Annotated in this window: 15 protein-coding genes and 1 pseudogene; 14 read left to right on the top strand and 2 right to left on the bottom strand. The window is 39.6% G+C overall.

What is annotated here, in order from left to right:
• Positions 1-7: 7 nt before the first annotated feature.
• The 10 genes and pseudogenes from NPA36_RS02700 to NPA36_RS02655 all read left to right on the top strand — a co-directional run bounded on the left by NPA36_RS02700 (position 8) and on the right by NPA36_RS02655 (position 11,130).
• Positions 8-1,738: an ABC transporter ATP-binding protein gene (locus NPA36_RS02700; protein ID WP_256944565.1), complete on the top strand. Its 1,731-nt coding sequence runs from the start codon at positions 8-10 to the stop codon at positions 1,736-1,738.
• Between the two features lie 16 nt (positions 1,739-1,754).
• Positions 1,755-3,299, top strand: a complete 1,545-nt coding sequence (locus NPA36_RS02695; RefSeq protein WP_256944564.1) for an ABC-F family ATP-binding cassette domain-containing protein — start codon at positions 1,755-1,757, stop codon at positions 3,297-3,299.
• Positions 3,300-3,484: 185 nt separating this feature from the next.
• Entirely contained in the window at positions 3,485-4,465 is a 981-nt protein-coding gene (pta, locus tag NPA36_RS02690) for a phosphate acetyltransferase (RefSeq protein WP_256944563.1), read from the top strand.
• A 446-nt stretch (positions 4,466-4,911) separates the two neighbouring features.
• Positions 4,912-6,540, top strand: a pseudogene (locus tag NPA36_RS02685) (ABC transporter permease subunit).
• 1 nt (position 6,541) lies between these two features.
• Entirely contained in the window at positions 6,542-7,276 is a 735-nt protein-coding gene (locus NPA36_RS02680) for an amino acid ABC transporter ATP-binding protein (RefSeq protein WP_269076733.1), read from the top strand.
• Positions 7,277-7,350: 74 nt separating this feature from the next.
• A complete protein-coding gene (locus tag NPA36_RS02675; RefSeq protein WP_256944562.1) occupies positions 7,351-8,196 on the top strand; it encodes a prephenate dehydratase in 846 nt (281 codons plus the stop codon).
• A gap of 36 nt (positions 8,197-8,232) precedes the next feature.
• The gene (tsaE, locus tag NPA36_RS02670; protein WP_407932772.1) at positions 8,233-8,754 is read left to right on the top strand and encodes a tRNA (adenosine(37)-N6)-threonylcarbamoyltransferase complex ATPase subunit type 1 TsaE; all 522 of its coding nucleotides are present in this window, start codon (positions 8,233-8,235) and stop codon (positions 8,752-8,754) included.
• Positions 8,747-9,277 carry a GNAT family N-acetyltransferase gene (locus NPA36_RS02665; RefSeq protein WP_256944560.1) on the top strand — a complete coding sequence of 177 codons (531 nt, stop codon included), beginning with the start codon at positions 8,747-8,749 and terminating at the stop codon, positions 9,275-9,277. Before tsaE ends, NPA36_RS02665 begins: the two co-directional genes overlap by 8 nt.
• Before the next feature lie 294 nt (positions 9,278-9,571).
• A complete protein-coding gene (locus NPA36_RS02660) occupies positions 9,572-10,264 on the top strand; it encodes a 5'-methylthioadenosine/adenosylhomocysteine nucleosidase (RefSeq protein WP_256944559.1) in 693 nt (230 codons plus the stop codon).
• Between the two features lie 11 nt (positions 10,265-10,275).
• A complete protein-coding gene (locus NPA36_RS02655) occupies positions 10,276-11,130 on the top strand; it encodes a formylglycine-generating enzyme family protein (RefSeq protein ID WP_256944558.1) in 855 nt (284 codons plus the stop codon).
• A 370-nt stretch (positions 11,131-11,500) separates the two neighbouring features.
• Here the strand turns inward: NPA36_RS02655 and NPA36_RS02650 are convergent, their stop codons facing one another.
• Together NPA36_RS02650 and NPA36_RS02645 are read right to left on the bottom strand one after the other, a co-directional pair.
• Positions 11,501-12,496, bottom strand: a complete 996-nt coding sequence (locus tag NPA36_RS02650) for a helix-turn-helix domain-containing protein (protein ID WP_256944557.1) — start codon at positions 12,494-12,496, stop codon at positions 11,501-11,503.
• Between the two features lie 190 nt (positions 12,497-12,686).
• A complete protein-coding gene (locus NPA36_RS02645; protein WP_256944556.1) occupies positions 12,687-13,049 on the bottom strand; it encodes a VOC family protein in 363 nt (120 codons plus the stop codon).
• Positions 13,050-13,224: 175 nt separating this feature from the next.
• On the opposite strand from NPA36_RS02645, the gene NPA36_RS02640 reads away from it, so the two are divergent.
• From NPA36_RS02640 to NPA36_RS02625, 4 genes are all read left to right on the top strand, one after another.
• Positions 13,225-14,172: a Gfo/Idh/MocA family protein gene (locus NPA36_RS02640; RefSeq protein ID WP_256944555.1), complete on the top strand. Its 948-nt coding sequence runs from the start codon at positions 13,225-13,227 to the stop codon at positions 14,170-14,172.
• Positions 14,173-14,184: 12 nt separating this feature from the next.
• On the top strand, positions 14,185-15,087 hold the full coding sequence (murB, locus tag NPA36_RS02635) for a UDP-N-acetylmuramate dehydrogenase (protein ID WP_256944554.1): 903 nt from the start codon (positions 14,185-14,187) through the stop codon (positions 15,085-15,087).
• 127 nt (positions 15,088-15,214) lie between these two features.
• Positions 15,215-16,078, top strand: coding sequence for an SAM hydrolase/SAM-dependent halogenase family protein (locus NPA36_RS02630; protein ID WP_256944553.1), 864 nt, complete (start codon positions 15,215-15,217; stop codon positions 16,076-16,078).
• Between the two features lie 13 nt (positions 16,079-16,091).
• Positions 16,092-16,643, top strand: a complete 552-nt coding sequence (locus NPA36_RS02625) for an ECF-type riboflavin transporter substrate-binding protein (RefSeq protein ID WP_256944552.1) — start codon at positions 16,092-16,094, stop codon at positions 16,641-16,643.
• Positions 16,644-16,658 lie beyond the last annotated feature (15 nt).

Genomic DNA, 16,658 nt, shown 5'->3' with positions numbered 1-16,658 from the left:
AGCTCTTATGTTAAAAAAATTTATTCATTATTATAAACCATACCGCAAGTTGTTCTTAATTGATTTTGGCTGCGCTGTGATTGTAGCCCTTTTAGAATTGGCTTTTCCCTTGATTGTTAATTACATAATTGATAGTATCTTGCCTCATGAGGATTTTCCTATGATTATTTTATTGGCATTGGGTTTGTTGCTCTTGTACTTGTTGACTATGGGGCTCAACTATATTGTGGTTACCTTGGGGCATCGCTTGGGAATCAATATCGAAACGGACATGAGAAGAGACCTCTTTCAACACATTCAAAAACAATCCTTCTCTTACTTTGACAATGTTAAAACGGGAGAATTGATGAGCCGTCTGTCTGGTGATTTGTTTGATATTAGTGAGTTGGCTCATCATGGTCCAGAAGAAGTGTTTATTGCTATCATGACCTTGCTTGGATCATTTCTGCTCATGTATCAAATGCAGCCGGCATTGGCAATAGCGACGGTGATTTTAGTACCGCTTCTAGCCATTGCTTTAATTTTTTTCAATCGTCGTATGTCACAAATCAATAAAAATATATACAAGGGGCTAGCCAACTATTCTTCTGGATTAGAAAATGTACTTAGTGGAATGCGTGTGGTACAGGCCTTTGCTAATGAAGAACATGAAAATCGTTTGTTTGAGGACTTGATTCAAGAGTACCGCAGCAATAAATTGGATTTTTACAATACGATGGGGACTAGTTCTTCCTTTAATTACGTGATGATGCGCCTTATAAATTTATTTACCCTTGTTTTAGGCGCCTATTTTACGATCAAGGGTCAGATGACAGCAGGAGAATTAGTAGCATATATCCTTTTGGCAAATGTCTTTGTTCGCCCAATTGAGCGGATGAATGCCATGATTGAGCTTTATCCAAAAGGCTTTGCTGGTTTCCAACGTTTCCTAGAGATTATGAGGCAGGAATCTAGTATTGTTGATGGAGCTGATGCGGTAGAAGCACCTAATTTTCAGGGGAATATTACCTACCAAGATGTTTCCTTTGGTTATGAAGATGGTCGTCCTGTCTTGGAGCACATTAATTTGTCCATTCAGGCTGGGCAGACTGTGGCCTTTGTTGGGCCTTCTGGAGTAGGTAAATCTACCTTAGTAAATTTATTGCCGAGGTTTTATGAAGCCAATGTTGGTGCTATTCTTATAGATGGTGTTGATATCAGAAAATACACGCTACAATCCCTAAGACAAGAAATTGGTGTTGTGCAACAAGATGTCTTTCTTTTTAATGGTACTATTCGAGAAAATGTACTCTATGGTCGCTTAGATGCCACCGATGAGGAAGTAGACCTAGCTATTGAGCGCGCTAAATTAAAGGAAGTTATCAATGATTTGCCAGATGGGGTGGATACTTACATCGGCCAACGGGGTGTAAAATTATCTGGTGGGCAAAAGCAACGCTTGTCCATTGCACGAATATTCCTTAAAAATCCATCTATATTAATTTTGGATGAGGCAACTAGTGCACTTGATACACAAACAGAACGCTTTATACAACAGTCCCTAGATGACTTAGCACAAGGGCGAACTTCTTTAATTATTGCCCATCGTTTAGCGACCATCCAACATGCGGATCGGATTATTGTCGTGACGGAAAATGGTATTTTGGAAGATGGTAGCCATCAAGAATTAATGGCCAATCAGGGTCTCTATTATGACCTTTACCAAGCACAATTTAACCAAAAAGAAATGATAGACTAGATAAGAAAGGATTAATATGAGTATATTAAATGTAGAAAAGTTAAACCACGGTTTTGGCGACCGTTTAATCTTTAATGATGTTAGTTTCCGACTCCTAAAGGGAGAGCACATCGGACTGATTGGCGCCAACGGAGAAGGAAAGTCAACTTTCATGAAGGTTGTAACAGGCCAAATGTTACCAGATGAAGGTAAAATTGAATGGTCCAAGAATGTAAAAGCAGGTTATTTAGACCAACATACCGTGCTAGACAAGGGAACGACGGTTAGAGGAGCCTTGCAAAAAGCCTTTGATGATTTGTTTGTGACCGAAGCTCGTATCAATGAGCTGTATATGGAAATGGGGGAAGCAGATCCAGATACAATGAATGAGCTCTTGGAAGAAGTAGGGGAGCTCCAAGACCGCTTAGAAGCTCATGACTTTTATATTCTTGATAGCAAGATTGATGAGGTAGCCAGAGCTTTGGGAGTGGCCGCTTACGGGATGGATACAGATGTGTCTGAACTTAGTGGTGGACAACGAACAAAAGTGCTACTAGCAAAACTCTTATTGGAAAAACCAGATATCCTCTTGCTGGATGAACCGACCAACTATTTGGACAGCGAACACATTGAGTGGCTCAAGAGATATTTACAGGACTATGAAAATGCCTTTATCCTCATCTCACATGACATTCCATTTTTAAACAGTGTTGTCAATTTGATTTATCATGTGGATAATTTCCAATTGAATCGTTATGTGGGGGATTATGAGCAGTTCCAAGAAGTTTATGCCATGAAACGCTCACAATTAGAAGCGGCCTACAACCGCCAACAAAAGGAAATTGCTGATTTAAAGGACTTTGTTAATCGAAATAAGGCTAGAGTTGCAACACGAAACATGGCCATGTCAAGGCAGAAAAAACTAGATAAGATGGATATGATTGAATTAAGCAGTGAAAAACCAAAACCTAGCTTCGGCTTCAAAGTTTCACGTGCTCCGGGAAGATATATTTTCCAAGCTGAGGACCTGGTTATCGGGTATGACAATCCCTTGACCAAGGCTGTTAACCTTGAAATGGAACGCAATCAAAAAATTGCTATCGTAGGGGCTAACGGAATTGGGAAAACAACCCTCTTGAAAAGCCTTTTAGGTCTAATCGATGCGCTTGACGGGCAAGTAGTTCGTGGTGATTATCTAGATATTGGTTATTTTGAACAAGAATCTCCAGCTGGTAACCGCAAGTCTGCTTTAGAAGAGGTTTGGGATACCTTTCCATCTATGACACAAGCAGAAGTTAGGGCGGCATTGGCAAGATGTGGCCTGACGACCAAGCATATTGAGTCTCAAATTCAAGTTCTATCTGGTGGAGAACAAGCCAAGGTTCGTCTGTGCAAATTGATGAATGAGGAGTCAAATGTCTTAATCCTTGATGAACCAACCAATCATTTGGACGTAGATGCTAAGGACGAATTAAAACGTGCCTTGACAGAATACAAGGGAAGTATCCTAATGGTCTGCCATGAACCAGAATTTTATGAGGGATTGGTGACGGATATTTGGGATTTCTCAACCTTACAATAATTACTAGCAAACTGTTCTAACAGATGATGAAAAACTGTTTCACTTTATGGAAATGTCATTATTTTCATAAAGTGTTTTTTTATTGTCTATTATTGAATTTGCTAATAGTTTACCTAGAGAAAGACTGTTTTTTTTTAGATAAATGGTGTATCATAGTTATGTAATCTAAATTTGGAGGGATATCAGTGGAACTATTTGAAGGACTATCAAAAAAAATTAGCGGTAAAAAGATTAGAATTGTATTTCCAGAAGGAACAGAGCCTCGTATTTTGGGAGCTGCGGTAAGATTATTAGCTGAAGACTTATGCCAACCTATTCTATTAGGGAATGTAAAGGAAATTAAAGAAGCTGCCAAAAGTCGTGGGTTTAATCTACATGACATCACAATCATTGACCCTAATGACTACGATGCGTTCGATCAAATGGTGGAAAGTTTTGTAGAACGCCGTAAGGGTAAGGCTACCAAAGAGCAAGCTCAAACCTTATTACGTGAGGAAACCTATTTTGGAACTATGCTAGTCTATATGGGCTTAGCAGATGGCTTAGTATCTGGTGCTGTTCACTCTACAGGAGATACAGTTCGTCCTGCTTTACAAATTATTAAAACCAAACCAGGTGTTTCTCGTACAAGTGGTGCTTTCATCATGATTCACAACAACATGCGTGAAAAATACCTCTTCTCTGACTGTGCGATCAATGTGAATCCAAATGCACAAGAATTAGCTGAAATTGCTGTAGAATCTGCTAAAACTGCTGAGATGTTTGGTATTGAACCAAATGTAGCTATGTTAAGTTTCTCTACAAAAGGTTCAGCAGCTTCTCCAGAAGTAGATAAGGTTGTTGAAGCAACACGTATTGCACAAGAATTAGCTCCCCAATACAATATTGACGGAGAATTGCAATTTGATGCTGCCTTTGTTCCAGCAGTGGCCAAACAAAAATCTCCTGAATCAAAGGTAGCTGGTCGAGCAACTGTCTTTGTTTTCCCAGAAATTCAATCAGGGAACATTGGCTATAAGATTGCACAACGGTTTGGTGGTTTTGAAGCTATTGGACCAATCTTACAAGGCTTGAACAAACCAATCTCTGACCTATCTCGCGGAAGTAACGAAGAAGATGTCTACAAATTGGCTATCATTACTGCGAATCAAGTCTTAATCGGGTAAGAAATGGGATTAGGTAAAAAGTTCGTAAAGAATGCTATCTATTTCTAAATCACAAAAGAGTTCCCGAGAAATATATCAGAAATCGAAACAGTGGCACCGCTGTGAGACCAAGGCTCACAGCGGTGCCACCATTTTAATTTCTGACAGCCTATTTTGAGGCTTGTTTGTGTCTTGAAACATATTTTATTTAGTAAGGATTTTTCCTCCAGCCCGAATACATTAAGCAAAATAGTTTGTTGATCTTAGCTAATTTTCTATTAACAAGAGCAGACTAATGTATTTTTTGTCTACACATATTTAGGACGTTTGCTTTATCTAAGCAGTTCTCTTATAATTATATCAAAGAAATTTCATTAAATTCACATTTTTCCTTGCTTGCAATAAATACGTATGGTAGGATTTTAGAATGTAACTAGTAATTAAGAAAAAAGAAATGAGGTATAAAAATGAGAAAAAGTAAAAACTTAGTAGTCTTATTGTCACTCCTTGCGGCTGTTTTCTTAGTTGCTTGCGGGAATTCTAGTTCACCAAGTGGGGAGAATTCAGACACATTCACAATTGGTATGGAAGCGGGATACCCGCCTTTCAACTGGTCACAATCCACAGATGCTAATGGTGCTGTTCCAATTGAAGGAACCAGTGAGTATGCTGGTGGTTATGACGTAGAAATTGCGAAAAAAGTCGCAGCTTCTCTAGGTAAAAAATTAGTCATCGTTAAAACGGAATGGGATGGCTTAACACCGGCCCTACTATCAGGCAAGATTGATGGTATTATTGCTGGGATGAGCCCAACTGCAGAACGAAAACAAACTATTGATTTTTCTGCTCCGTATTACCAATCTCAATTGGTTATGATTGTTAAAAAAGGCAGCAAATATGAAAATGCAACTAGCCTGGCTGATTTTTCAGGGGCTAAAGTGACAGGTCAGTTGAATACATTCCATTATAGTGTGATTGACCAAATCCCTGATGTAGAAAAACAACCAGCTATGGATAACTTCCCTGCTATGCGTGTAGCCTTACAAGCAGGTACGATTGATGCCTATGTTTCTGAGAAGCCTGAAGGAGAAAGTGCACATGCAGCTGACCCTAACTATGTCATGGTTGAATTGACAAATGGTTTCCAAACCAGTGCAGAGGATACAGATATTGCAATCGGTCTAAAGAAAGATAGTCCATTAACAGAAAAAGTTAACGAAGCTCTAGCGAAAATTTCTGATGAAGAACGATTACAATTAATGACAGATGCAGTGAAAAATCAACCTGCAGCTCAGTAGAAAGATGATGGTGTATTAATGAGTTTAGAATGGATAATTAAAATCATACAAGAAAATTGGCAAATGTTTTTAGAAGGGGCTTGGATTACGCTTTACATTTCCGTTATCGGTACCCTGATTGGAACGGGAATTGGACTTCTAATAGGAATGATTAAAACTATTCCCATGCCTGAACAAACATGGAAACGCCGCTTCTTGAAAACAGTTAATTTCTTATTATCCTGTTATACAGAGTTTTTCAGAGGAACACCGATGATTGTGCAAGCCATGGTTATCTATTACGGGTCCGCAATGGCATTTGGTATTGACATGAATCGTACTTTTGCAGCCATTTTTATCATCTCTATTAACACTGGTGCCTATATGGCAGAAATTGTTCGTGGAGGTATTTTGTCCATTGATAAAGGACAATTTGAAGCTGCCCAAGCAATTGGTATGACCCATACACAAACTATGTTAAATGTCATTTTTCCTCAAGTTATTCGAAATATATTACCAGCTACAGGAAACGAATTTGTTATCAATATTAAAGATACGTCTGTATTGAACGTTATTTCAGTTTCTGAATTGTACTTTGCGACAAAAACGGTGGCCGGAACGAACTTTAGGTACTTTGAGACCTTCTTTGTCACCCTAATCATCTACTTTATCATGACCTTTACCATTACCAGAATCCTACGCCGTTTAGAAAGTCATTTGGATGGCCCAGATAGCTATGATCTGATAAAATCGGATCCTATGGGGTCAAATTCCATGGCTAATGTACAAAAGACTGTTGCGAAAAGGATAGGTGGTTGAGATGACTAATATTTTAGAGATTCGTAACTTGAGCAAATGGTTTGGGAAAAATGAAGTACTAAAAGATATTTCTTTTACAGTTAAAAGTGGTGAGGTAGTGACCATTATTGGGTCATCAGGCTCAGGAAAATCAACTCTCCTACGCTGTATTAATTTGTTAGAAAAGCCAACTAGTGGCGATATTTTTTACCGAGGCGAAAACATTCTTGGTGAAAAACAAAATATTTATGATTACCGTAGCCATTTAGGTATGGTTTTCCAACAGTTTAATCTCTTCAACAACTTGAATGTTTTAGAAAATTGTACGGTTGGCCCAGTTAAAGTCTTGAAAAAATCCAAAGATAGCGCTGAGAAGTTAGCCAAGGAATATTTGGAGACAGTTGGAATGGCTTCCTACATTAATGCCAAGCCAAAGCAATTGTCCGGTGGTCAGAAACAACGTGTGGCAATCGCTCGTGCTTTAACTATGCAACCAGATGTATTGCTGTTCGATGAACCGACTTCAGCACTTGACCCAGAGATGGTAGGTGAAGTCTTGGAGACAATGAAAAAACTAGCTAAGTCAGGCTTGACCATGGTTGTGGTAACTCATGAGATGGAATTTGCCAGAGAAGTTAGTGACCGAGTTATCTTCATGGACAAAGGATTGATTGCCGAGGAAGGCACACCAGAAGTTATTTTTAATGATCCAAAAGAAGAACGAACCAAAGAATTCCTAATGCGAATTTTGAATTAGATGGTATAATAGTGAGTAGTCCTTAATCGGGCACTCACTATTTTTTATAAAAAAATTTACGATGAGGTGATGACTTGAAAATAGCTTATCAGGGAATACCAGGAGCCTATAGTGAAGAGGCAACCAATCGATATATAGAAGGCTTAGAAAGAGAGTCGGCATCCTTAACCATAGTTGGCTATTCGACCTTTAAGCATTTAGTGGACGACTTGTTAAATGGTAGTGTCGACCAGATTGTGATACCAGTTGAAAATTCTACAACTGGGATTATTGCTCGCACCATGGACTTGTTCCGACATCAGGATGTTTTTGCTGTCAAAGAAATTTTTGTGCCGATTCGTCATACCTTATTGGGCATTCGAGGAAGTTCCATTGAACGGATTGGTAAAGTTTTATCCCATCCAGAAGCCCTCACCCAGTGCATTTCTTTTTTCGAGGAGCACCCTTGGATGGAAGCTGTTGCCTATGACGACACAGCTAATGCAGCTTTGTTTGTCAAAGACGAACAAGATCCAACTATAGCTGCGCTTGCCAGTGCACGTGCTGGTCAACTTTATCAACTAGAAGTCTTGCAAGAACATATTCAAACAGAAATGGATAATACAACACGGTTTTATGTTTTGGAAAAGGGACGACCTCAAAAAACTAGTGGCAATAAGTTGTCCTTTTATGTGGAAACCTCGCATGAACCAGGTTCCTTAACCAAACTTTTGCTACAATTTGAAAAGTTCGAGGCCAACCTTCTAAGTTTGAACGCTAGACCAATCGCTAATCAATCTTTTTCTTATGGATTCTTTATTGAAGCCAGCTTTGATGCTGAAAAAGATTCTGTAGCAGATTTGCTAGAACAATTAAACCAGTACGCCAAATACGTTCAGTTACTAGGTCAATTTCAAGCGGCCAGCTTGCCAAATGAGTAAGTTCAGTCAAAAAAGGAGCATACGTTTATGGATAAGATAAGCATTTTAATAGAAAATGAAGCTCAAACATTAGAATTGGCTGAAATACTTGCTGAACAGGCGTTTCCTGGAGCACTGTTTTTGTTAGAAGGGGAATTAGGGGCAGGCAAGACGACTTTTACTAAGGGCATCGCTAAAGGATTAGGGATCTCCAGAATAATCAAAAGTCCCACTTATACCTTAATTCGTGAGTATCAAGATGGTCGTTTGCCCTTGTATCATATGGATATGTATCGCCTAGAAGTGGCCGGCTCAGATGACTTAGGCTTAGAAGAATATATTTTAGGACAAGGCCTCACCGTGATTGAGTGGGCAAAGTTTATTGAGGACCAACTTCCTGAGGACTTTCTTCTTATCCAATTTCACAAATTGAACAGTGACGAAGCAGCAACAGATAAGTATTTGGAAGCTAGACGAATTGAGCTCTTTCCAAGTGGTTTAGCGTATCAAAAATGGTTAGATAATATACAGAATCAACTTCAAGTCACAAGCCAGAAGGAAGATGAAAGAGATGAGTAAAGAGAAGAATGAATCGGTCTCAATACATCTGGAAGAGGCGCAAGCCAAGGATGCTGAAAAGATTATTGACTTTACCAAGGAGATTGGTGGTCAAACGGATAACCTTACCTATGGAGCTGAAGGCGTAGATTTAACGGTTGAGCAAGAAGCTATGTTTTTAGAAAGTATGCAAGAAAGTGATAACCAAATCATGTTAGTAGCTTTTGATGGCGATAAGATTGTTGGTCTAGGCAACATTTCCGCTTCGCCTAGAGAACGGTTGATGCATGTGGGAGAGTTAGGTATTTCTGTACATAAGGATTACTGGGGTTTTGGTATTGGTAAATACCTTATGGATGAGCTACTTTATTGGGCTAAAGAGGGTAAAATCTTGCGGCGGATTGAATTGGATGTGCGGTTGGATAATGAGGTTGCCATCCACTTATACAAATCGTTTGGTTTTGAAATGGAAGGTACTTTAAAAGGAGTACTCTTTGATGGGAATAAGTATTGGGATGTTTATCGTATGGCTTTAATGATTTAAGAGGACTAGAAGATGAGATGTTTTTCTTTCTATACACGAGTCTCTAGCAACTGAATCATAAATGAAAACGATGGCACCGCCGTGAGCCTTGGTCTCACGACTTACCTACCTACGTAGCTGTAATCGGCTGAAGCCGAAACATCCACTGTGCGTCAGCTATGCTTTACACTGTCATTTTTGACTCAGCTGCTAGAGACTCTTTTATAGTTTTAAAAATATTGTTACTCAGAGTTCTTGTCTAGCTCTAAGAAAAAATGAACATTATTGAACTACAGTTTGAGAAAGGATGAGATGATGAAAATTGGTATTGTAGCTGCAATGGAAGAGGAGAAGCATTATTTATTGGAAAGGATGCATATTTCTGGTGAAGTTGAGATTGCTGGTTGGACTTTTGTTGCAGGTCAGTTAGCAGGCAAACGGGTCGTCTTAGTGCAATCTGGTATTGGTAAAGTTATGTCAGCTATTGCCACCACACTTTTAATCCACCATTTTAAAGTGGACTTTGTTATTAATACAGGGTCTGCAGGGGGATTGGGTAAGGGATTGAAAATTGGGGACGTAGTTATTGCCAATAATCTGGCTTACAGTGATGTAGATGTGACGGGGTTTAATTATGATTATGGACAATTGCCTGGTCTTCCAGCGAGATTTGAGACTAGTCATAAATTTTTAGATGGAGCTCTTGAAGCGGCTAAAGAAGTTGGACTTCAAGCACATGTTGGCTTAATCGTTTCAGCCGATGCCTTTATCCATACTGAAGCACCAAGACAGGCAATTCTAAGACATTTTCCAGATGTATTAGCCACAGAAATGGAAGGTGCAGCCATTGCACAAACCTGTTATACCTTTAAAGTTCCTTTCTTAGTCATTCGGGCGATCTCAGATATTCCTGAGAGTGGTGAGTCGGCAGTTAGTTTCGACCAATTTATCGTGACTGCAGGCAAAAAATCCGCACAAATGGTCTGCTTATACATTAAGCATATGTAGAGGTAGTACTGATGATAGATATAAAAGCCGGCATGTTTTTTATGGGAGATGCGTTTGAAGAAGGTTATTTGTTGGATAAAGAAGGACCTCAAGTTCCGGTCTTGATTCCGTCATTTTCTATGGCTGAGACACCAGTGACCAATCAGGAGTTTGCGACATTCATTGAGGAAACTGGCTATGTGACTGAAGCAGAGCAATTTGGTTGGAGCATGGTATTTCATTTGCTGGTGGAGGAAAAGGATAGAGGTCATTATTACAAAAATCCTGAGTTTCCTTGGTGGTTAATGGTTCCGGGAGCAAAATGGAATCAGCCAGAAGGTCCAGAATCAACTCTTGCTGGGCGAATGAATCATCCTGTTGTCCACGTCTCACGCAATGATGCCTTGGCCTATTGTGATTGGGCGGGGCTGCGTTTGCCTAGTGAAGCCGAGTGGGAATATGCAGCAAGGGCTGGCTCGGTGACACGTTATCCTTGGGGACAAGACCTAGTTGAAGGTGGGAGCTATCATGCCAATACTTGGCAAGGTGATTTTCCTAATGAAAATTCTTTGGCAGATGGCTATTTAGGTACAGCACCGGTAAAGGAATATGAGGCCAATGCTTTCGGGCTCTACCAAATGATTGGCAATGTCTGGGAATGGTGTTCAAACCCTGCTAAAATGGATTTGAGTGATTTCACGCATACCAATGGGAAAGTCTTATGGCAAAAATATAAAGTCTTTGACCAAGATGTTTATGCTATTCGAGGGGGTTCCTTCTTGTGCCATCATAGTTATTGCAATCGATACCGAGTAAGTGCACGAAACAAAAGTGTTGCAAACTCCAGCTCAAGTAATTGTGGCTTTAGATGTGTGAAGGATTTTTAAATGAAGAATGATTGGGGATGAGTGAGTCTCTAGCCCATCTGTTGGCAATAAAAGCGGTGGAACCATCGTGAGCCAAGTAGCTATCTACGTAATTGTAAAGAGGTTGGGCAAAAAGTCCATAATGACTCATGTTTATATTTAAATCACAAAAGAGTTTTGCGAAAATCTTATCAGAAATGAGAAAGGTGGCACCGCCGTGAGTCTAGGTCTCACTGGCTTAGCTGTCTACGTGGCTGTAAATCGGCTGAAGCCGAAACATCCACTGTGCGTCAGCTATGCTTTACACCGTCATTTCTGATAAGATTTTCGCAAAACTCTTTTGTTTGTATAGCAGCATGGACTTATTGCCCAGTCTCACTTGTTTTAATTTTTAGGAGTGTTTAGCAGATCTTTTCTTAAAGGAGCGAAGGACTTGGACAATGACTGGGTATAGTAGTCCAGCCACTACCCAGACAATCCAACTAGTTGTCCAGTCATTTGTTAGAAAACTATAACCTATATAGATAGCTGTAACAAAAGGCCAATAAATGATAGCCAGAGTTTCTTCGTTTATAGAAGATTTTTTGTTTTCGATGGAATAGTCGCCAACTTGCAGTAGTTTTTCGTAGCTTGTCCAGATGATGCCTGCTCGGATGAAGAGCATGACCCCGATTCCTAGGATGAGCAAAAGTAGGCTAAGCATAGATAGAATGAGAAATGAGTTTCCGTCATCCATCATGATTCCTATAAATAAAGGGAAGATAGCTACAATGCAGAGCACGGTTCCAATAATATTTAATTTTTGGTAAGTGGGTCTGAACGCTTCTTGTTTTGCTTTGACAATTCCTTCAACGCCATAGGTAAGTTCAACAATCTCACTTTCTAGAAAATTGAATTTTGAGCTTTTGAAGCCACTTGAGATAAATAGGATAACTGCCACCACAACTAAGGCAAGCATCAGCATCAAGCCCAATCCAACAGCCAGATTCTCACTGATATTCCATTGTTTTTCTTGGTTAGCTCCCAGTAAAAGGAATAAGCCAATTGGAGAGAGAATGCTAAGATAGGTTGCTAGGGCTATCTGTTTGGAAGTTTCCTCTTTGATAGTCAGAAAGGTATTGGCTTCTTCAACGGATACTTTTCGAATGGGATTTTCTTCAAGAGAATGCTCATTACCATCATATTCTTCTAGGCTATCTTTTAATAAATAATCTGTAGAGACACCAAACAAGTGGGATAATTTGATAATTCTTTCCAAATCGGGGATGGATTGAGCTGCCTCCCATTTAGAAACTGCCTGCCGACTGACGTTCATTAATTCACCCAGTTCCTCTTGTGACCAACCGTTCTTCTTCCTAAGCTGTATTAATTTATCTGCGAATATCATAAGTCTTACCTCCTTCTTTTGATACTTTCATTATAGGAAACGAGGCGGTAGCATACTACCAACTGGGGCATTTCAATTCGTCAACTGGCAGTTGCATACGAGAATTAAAAAGAGTTTTTACTGATTGTGTTCAATTCTCCAGTATCTTTGGTAGGACTTAAAAGTAGGAGACCAGTTTCGCTAATAATAACTACCCTTGACTAGACATAGCAAAATAACGCCCTTCATTATCTTGAAAGTTACAAACGGATGTAGCTCCTTGCTGTTGTACTTCGCCAACAAAAAATCCATCAGCCAATAACTTTTGACGCAAAGCCTCAAAGTCATCAACTGTAAACATGATTGAAGGAGTTTCTAAGGAAACCATCGGAGATACAACTTTAATAAAGTCTATTTGAAAGAATTGCATGGAAAAACTTTGCCCATCAGAAATAACAATTGACTTCGTTTCACCAAGGTCAAAAGATTCTTTAAAACTAAAATCAAAATATTTCAGCCAAAACTCAGCACTTTCTTCTACATTGCTAACATATAACATCACACAGGTTTTCATGATTTGCCTCCTAAAGAGAAATAGTTTAAGATATTAAATTTAGTGTAGCATTATCTACAAACAATCGTCCACTTATAAAAACGCAATCCCTATAATTTACCAGCTATCCATAGAAGACTTTAGTAGTATGTGGTAAAATGATACAGACGAACGGGCAAGTGAATGGAGGAGACTCATGTTAAATATTGGAATAGTAGGATTAGGAAATATTGCTCAAAAAGCTTATTTGCCAGTAATGCGAGAAATTGAAGGGGTTAAATGGTACCCTTGTTCACGGAATAAGGAAAACTTAAAGAAAGTCACCAGTCTATTCGGTCGAGCTGTTCCTTGCGAAACCATTGAGGAACTCTTACAATTCCCACTAGATGGTGTATTTGTCCATGTCGCAACTGCTGCCCATGCTGGAATTGTCAAACAGATTCTGGAAGCAGGTATTCCAGTTTACGTAGACAAACCTATTACAGCTGACTATGAACAAACGGAAGCCCTTTACCGAATTGCCAAAGCCAACAATACTTTTTTGATGGCAGGTTTTAATCGCAGATTTGCGCCAAAGGTTCAGGAAATGAAAAAAATTCCTGATAAGAAACGTATTCTTGTTGAAAAGAATGCGATTGACGAAGCAGCAGATATGCATTTTAAGCTGTATGATCTCTTTATCCATCCTTTAGATACAGCCCTTTACCTAATGGACGGTCGACCTGTCAAAGGGTCATTTTATTATAAGAAAGATAGAGAGCAGTTAGAACAAGTGACTGTTTATTTAGAATCTTTGCAAGAAGTGGCCATTGCGTCTATGAATGTAACTTCCGGTGCTCGCCGGGAAATCATCGAGGTTCAGTCAACAGGTGGGACGTATTCGTTACAAGATTTGTCAGAACTGACTATTTATCAAGGCCCAGACCGAATTGAGGACCGTTTTGGCTCTTGGGAAACAACGCTCTATAAACGAGGTTTTGTTACGATTGTTCAAGCTTTTTTAAGTGCTATTCAAACGGGTGGAGAAAATCCGGTATCCCCCTATTCTAGTTTGCTTAGCCATTTAATCTGCAATCGCATTGACACAGCTAAAGCTAGTGAGGGCTTCTTGTCCTTTACTTTGCCAGAAGAATTTTTAGAATAGAATGGAGTTTTTATGTATACATCGAAATTTGTTGAAACTTTTCCAGAAACCAAGGTCTATTTTGACCGCTCACTTTCTGCTTTCACCTATACACAAACAGGTGGACCAGCGGAACTCTTAATCTTTCCCAAAAGAAAATTAGAAGCCGCGTCCATTCTTGAGTGGCTGAAAGAACAAGAAATACCTGTAACCATCCTAGGGAATGCATCCAATGTCATTATCCGTGATGGAGGTATTCGTGGTGCCGTCATTATGCTCAATGAGATGACCGATATTCATGTCGAGAAGAATCGTATTTTCGTGGATGGCGGTGTTGCTTTAATTCACACATCCCAAGTGGCAAGAGACCACCATTTGACTGGATTGGAATTTGCTTGTGGAATTCCTGGCAGTGTGGGCGGAGCTGTCTACATGAACGCTGGTGCTTACGGTGGTGAAGTGGAAGAAGTAATTGAATATGTTGAGGTGATTACACCAGAGGGCGAGTTTAAACGCTATTACCGCTCAGACTTGGATTTTTCCTATCGCCATAGTCGGATTCAAGAATCCGGTGATCTAGTCATAGAAGTCTGCTTTAACTTGAGATTTGGTAATATTGATGACATTCAAAGCCGCATGGATGAGCTCACTCAGTTACGTGTGTCTAAGCAGCCTTTGGAATACCCATCCTGTGGTTCTGTCTTCAAACGTCCAGAGGGGTATTTCACTGGCAAATTAATTCAAGACGCTGGTATACAAGGCAAACAAATTGGTGGAGCACAAATCTCCATGAAACATGCAGGATTTATTGTCAATATTGATAAAGCCAGTGCTACGGATTATATAGACCTGATTGCCTTTATCCAAAAGACCATCTTTGATTTATATGGGGTAAGATTAGAACCAGAAGTTAGGATAATTGGTGAAGAAATCTAGGTGAAAAGCATGACTGGAATCTTGCAAAACCATGAAAACATGGTAAAATCATCTCATAGATTAAAAAACAGTGAGATTGTGAAGAGACAAATTGATTTTTGCAATCCACATGAACAGGAGTGAGCCAATGGTTGACAAGCATGCCTTGATTTTACAAACAGATTTTGGTTTAGTGGATGGAGCTGTTAGTGCCATGTATGGTGTGGCAGCACAGGTTGATCCTGACTTACGTGTTAGAGATTTGACTCATGATATTCCGCCTTATGATATTTGGGCAGCGTCTTATCGTTTGGTTCAGACAGTGCCTTATTGGCCTAAGAAATCTGTCTTTGTCTCTGTAGTAGATCCAGGTGTGGGCTCTGACCGAAGAAGTATTGCTGCAAAAACTAGGTCTGGGCAATATGTGATAACGCCGGATAATGGTTCCTTGAGTCACCTTGCTCATAGTGAGGGCTTAGCAGAAGTTCGCTTGATTGACGAAGTGACTAGCCGTTTACCTCATTCGGAAGAGAGCCATACTTTCCACGGCAGAGATATTTACGCCTATAACGGAGCACGACTAGCTTCAGGTGAAATTTCCTTTGAAGATCTTGGTGCACTGATTGATGAAAGCTCCATTGTTAAATTACCTATAACGGATGCCTACTTAGACGGAAAGGTTTTAGTTGGCAGCATTGATATTTTAGATGTTCGTTTTGGTTCTTTATGGACCAACATCCCTCTGCAAATGGTACGCCAATTAGGTATTGCTGATGGAGATAATGTTCAAGTTTCCATTTACCATTTGGAAAAGAAGGTCTATCAAAATATTATGATTTATGCACGTTCCTTTGCGGATGTAAATGTTGGGGAGCCTTTGGTTTATGTTAATTCGTTGGTTAACTTAGCCGTAGCCGTCAACCAAGATTCATTTTCTAATCTCTACCATATCGGAACAGGAATTGATTGGAAAATTGAAGTACGTAAAGCTCCAAAAATCATTTTTGAATAAAAGGGGAATAGGAATGAAAAATAATTCGGTAAGAAATGTTGTAGCAGTGGGAATTGGTTCTGCTATTGTAATGATTTTAATGCGTTTTGCAGTTATTCCAACAGGGATACCTAATACAAATATTCAAACGGCTTATGGTTTCCTAGCTTTGTTTGCGGGAATCTTTGGGCCTATACCAGCTATGTTGACGGGCTTAATTGGTCATTTTTTAAACGACACTATGCAATATGGTTCTGCTTGGTTGAGCTGGGTCTTCTGTTCAGGATGCCTAGGCTTAGCTCTTGGCTTTACCATTGATAAAAAAGCTTTAAGTGAAGGCAAGTTTGGTTTGAAAGAAACCGTTCGCTTCAATATTGTTCAAGTAGTAGCCAATCTCATTATCTGGGGCATGCTAGCTCCTGCCTTGGATGTGTTTATTTATAGCGAACCAGCCTCAAAAGTGTTCACTCAAGGTTGGGTAGCTGGGATTAGCAATGCTGTATCAGTTGGTCTAATTGGAACCTTGCTATTAAAGGCTTATACCAAAACACAGGTACAGTCTGGTTCCTTGAAGAAAGATGCTTAAGACAGTAGGAAAGGA

It is taken from the genome of Granulicatella seriolae, from assembly GCF_024543085.1.
Taxonomy (GTDB): Bacteria; Bacillota; Bacilli; order Lactobacillales; family Aerococcaceae; genus Granulicatella; species Granulicatella seriolae.
This window is presented reverse-complemented; position numbering and strand designations above follow the sequence as displayed.

Excerpts from the sequence above, each read along its gene's own strand:
- murB (WP_256944554.1), top strand. The coding sequence starts at position 14,185 with ATGTATACATCGAAATTTGTTGAAACTTTTCCAGAAACCAAGGTCTAT.
- NPA36_RS02650 (WP_256944557.1), bottom strand. The coding sequence starts at position 12,496 with ATGATATTCGCAGATAAATTAATACAGCTTAGGAAGAAGAACGGTTGG.
- NPA36_RS02700 (WP_256944565.1), top strand. The coding sequence starts at position 8 with ATGTTAAAAAAATTTATTCATTATTATAAACCATACCGCAAGTTGTTC.
- NPA36_RS02660 (WP_256944559.1), top strand. The coding sequence starts at position 9,572 with ATGAAAATTGGTATTGTAGCTGCAATGGAAGAGGAGAAGCATTATTTA.
- NPA36_RS02695 (WP_256944564.1), top strand. The coding sequence starts at position 1,755 with ATGAGTATATTAAATGTAGAAAAGTTAAACCACGGTTTTGGCGACCGT.
- NPA36_RS02655 (WP_256944558.1), top strand. The coding sequence starts at position 10,276 with ATGATAGATATAAAAGCCGGCATGTTTTTTATGGGAGATGCGTTTGAA.
- NPA36_RS02630 (WP_256944553.1), top strand. The coding sequence starts at position 15,215 with ATGGTTGACAAGCATGCCTTGATTTTACAAACAGATTTTGGTTTAGTG.
- NPA36_RS02645 (WP_256944556.1), bottom strand. The coding sequence starts at position 13,049 with ATGAAAACCTGTGTGATGTTATATGTTAGCAATGTAGAAGAAAGTGCT.
- NPA36_RS02640 (WP_256944555.1), top strand. The coding sequence starts at position 13,225 with ATGTTAAATATTGGAATAGTAGGATTAGGAAATATTGCTCAAAAAGCT.
- NPA36_RS02680 (WP_269076733.1), top strand. The coding sequence starts at position 6,542 with ATGACTAATATTTTAGAGATTCGTAACTTGAGCAAATGGTTTGGGAAA.
- NPA36_RS02625 (WP_256944552.1), top strand. The coding sequence starts at position 16,092 with ATGAAAAATAATTCGGTAAGAAATGTTGTAGCAGTGGGAATTGGTTCT.
- NPA36_RS02665 (WP_256944560.1), top strand. The coding sequence starts at position 8,747 with ATGAGTAAAGAGAAGAATGAATCGGTCTCAATACATCTGGAAGAGGCG.